This is a genomic window from Butyricimonas sp. RTP31003st1_G1_RTP31003_210430 (assembly GCF_040920905.1).
Classification (GTDB): domain Bacteria; phylum Bacteroidota; class Bacteroidia; order Bacteroidales; family Marinifilaceae; genus Butyricimonas; species Butyricimonas paravirosa.
Genome location: NZ_JBCOSQ010000136.1, coordinates 1 through 2,670, shown reverse-complemented (window position 1 = coordinate 2,670; position 2,670 = coordinate 1). Strand labels below are relative to the sequence as shown.

Genomic DNA, 2,670 nt, shown 5'->3' with positions numbered 1-2,670 from the left:
TTAGCATGGGCTGGAAGGCCCGGAAGGTCATGAAGGTTTCGGCAGTTGCCGTTTGCAGGGTGGCGTAGTATAGGTACGTGGAGAGTGAGGTGAGTAGGAAACCTGTCACGCAGGCGGCAATAATCGTCATCGGGTGGAATATCTCGGTGAGCTTAGGCAGGTAGAGCATTGAAAACGGGATGGCCATAAGTTCCTTGGCAAAATAGTGTTCCACGAGGGCGATCAGGATTAAGAAAAGTATGACCGACGTGCCACCCCAGAACATGGTGAATCCGGAGATCCCGCATTTTTGGCGTACGGAGGTGTTGGGACTGGCGATAGTGGTTTTCTCTACCACGATGGCTCGTGTACAGCTTGCCAGAACTGCCAGGGAGACGAGAATGGAGACCCGTAGTTGTATGGCTTCCGGGAGGGTACGGATAAACAGGATAATGCCGACCGTGATCACGAGCATCCCCACGATGTCGCTACTGTGGGGTTTTCTCTTGAAAAAGATGTAGGCCAGTATTGCCGTTACTACAACTTCTATGTTGATTAACAAGCTGGTTTCGGTACTGGTGATGTACAGGTAAACTGCGGCTAGAAAGAAATTCCGGAATATTTGCAGTAACGTGTACAGCCATGAATAACCGACACCTGCTTTCCAGCCTTCTGCGGTTACAGGTTTTCGGATAAGTAATAGCGCGACTCCCCCGGCGAAAATCTGCATGGAGGCGAACACGAGAATGTTGGCCTCGTAGTTTAACAGGCAAAAACGGGTGATGACACTGATGATCGACCATGTTATGACTGATAGTAAGGCATATAAAGCACCTATTTTCATATTTTGTTTTTTGTTTCTCTCCGGATATAACGATTCGATGGAGAAAAGGTTTTTTGTCAAAATAAAATATACCTTTGTTTTAGTATTTATAACAACATGATACAGGAATGATTGAGATATGGTAGAATCGGAAACTAGAAAAGAGGAGTACACGATTCCTTTACGGGAGTTTTTTGATAAGGGAATGACAAGGGAGGTCGCTTGCAGGATAGGACGTTTGAGGGCGTTGAGGCGGGCTATTACCGGACAGATGGAAGAGATAAATGCGGCTTTGTGGAGTGATTTGAGAAAGTCGGGGGGAGAGGCTTACCTGACGGAGATCGGTATGGTGTTGGGGGAGATTGACTATCACGTGAAACATCTGAGACGGTGGGTGAAACCCCGACGACGGGCAACCCCGTTGGCTTTTTGGCCCTCGAAAAGCCGGATCATGTACGAGCCGTATGGTGTTGTATTGATCATCGCCCCTTGGAATTACCCGTTTCAATTATTGTTGGAACCTTTAATCGGTGCCATCTCTGCCGGGAATTGTGTTGTGTTGAAACCGTCTCCTTTTGCGCCGGCAACGGCGGAGGTTATAAAGAAGATTGTTGCGGCAGTTTTTGAACCCGCTTATGTATCTGTGTTTGATGGAGAAGGGGATGTGGTGGAGCAGTTGTTGAGAGAGCATTTTGATTATATTTTTTTCACGGGAGGTCCCCGTTTCGGACAACATGTTATGGAAATGGCGGCGAAACATTTAACCCCGGTAACTTTAGAGTTGGGCGGGAAAAGTCCTTGTATCGTGGGGCGTGGTGCGAACGTGGAGATTGCGGCTCGTCGTACGGCTTGGGGAAAGTTTATCAATGCCGGGCAGACGTGTGTTGCCCCCGATTACGTGTTTGTGCATGAAGATCAAAGGACAGAGTTTGTTGAGGCCGTAAGACTGGCCGTGAAACGATTTTATGGGGATTGCCCGTATGAAAGTCCTGATTATCCGCGGATTGTTCACCGGGAGGGGACAGAAAGGTTAGCGCGCTTGATGCACTCTTCCGGACAGGTGGTTGTCGGGGGTGAGGTGAACGTGGAGGAAAAGTATATTGCTCCTACGGTACTGATTGACGTGGAGTCTGATAGTCCGATCATGCGGGAAGAGATATTCGGTCCCATTCTACCCGTACTGACCTACCGGGAGATAGATGACGTGATTCGTTTCGTGAATAAGCGGGAGAAACCCTTGGCCTTGTATTATTTCGGACCCGAGCGAGAGGCTCGTGAAGTTTTAAACCGAACCTCTTCGGGAGGGGCTTGTGTGAACGACACAATCGTGCATCTGGCAAATCCCCGTTTGCCTTTCGGGGGTGTGGGGATGAGTGGAATCGGAAAGTATCACGGGAAAGCAAGTTTTGAACTTTTCAGTAATTTACGTTCCGTGGTAAAATCTTTCACATTTTTTGATAACCATTTTCGTTATGCCCCGTATAAACACTTGAATTTATTGAAAAAATTCATGTAATGTCTGGTGAGTTTATTATATTTGTTGGAAACTTTAAAACAATGAAGACTATGAAAAAGTACATTTGCACAGTATGTAGCTATATTTATGATCCTGCAGTAGGTGATCCAGATGGTGGAATCGCACCTGGAACCGCATTTGAAGATATTCCGGAAGATTGGGTTTGCCCGCTTTGTGGCGTTGGTAAAGAAGATTTCGAACCGGTGGAGGAGTAAATGAAGTTAAAAGATAAAAACTAAAAGATAAAAGTTGAAAGCTGTAAAAAGTTCCATTTTGGCCATGTGGCCAAAAATAGTTGGTAAATTCTTTATAACGATTTGAATTCCAGAATGATTAATTACCTTAATTGAAA

General features: G+C 46.2%; 3 protein-coding genes. 2 read left to right on the top strand and 1 reads right to left on the bottom strand.

Annotated features, from left to right (window positions below; all coding sequences use genetic code 11):
- A partial coding sequence (locus AB5542_RS21200) for an EamA family transporter (RefSeq protein WP_368243450.1) occupies positions 1-823 on the bottom strand: 823 nt, incomplete at its 3' end.
- Between the two features lie 118 nt (positions 824-941).
- Here AB5542_RS21200 and AB5542_RS21195 point away from each other — a divergent pair.
- Complete coding sequence (locus tag AB5542_RS21195) at positions 942-2,318, top strand: aldehyde dehydrogenase (RefSeq protein WP_279038949.1); 1,377 nt, start codon at positions 942-944, stop codon at positions 2,316-2,318.
- Between the two features lie 50 nt (positions 2,319-2,368).
- Positions 2,369-2,533, top strand: coding sequence for a rubredoxin (rd, locus tag AB5542_RS21190; RefSeq protein WP_065219960.1), 165 nt, complete (start codon positions 2,369-2,371; stop codon positions 2,531-2,533).
- Positions 2,534-2,670 lie beyond the last annotated feature (137 nt).

Bases quoted from the DNA above. Each gene is read 5' to 3' on its own strand.
- AB5542_RS21195 (WP_279038949.1), top strand. From the start codon at position 942: ATGGTAGAATCGGAAACTAGAAAAGAGGAGTACACGATTCCTTTACGG.
- rd (WP_065219960.1), top strand. From the start codon at position 2,369: ATGAAAAAGTACATTTGCACAGTATGTAGCTATATTTATGATCCTGCA.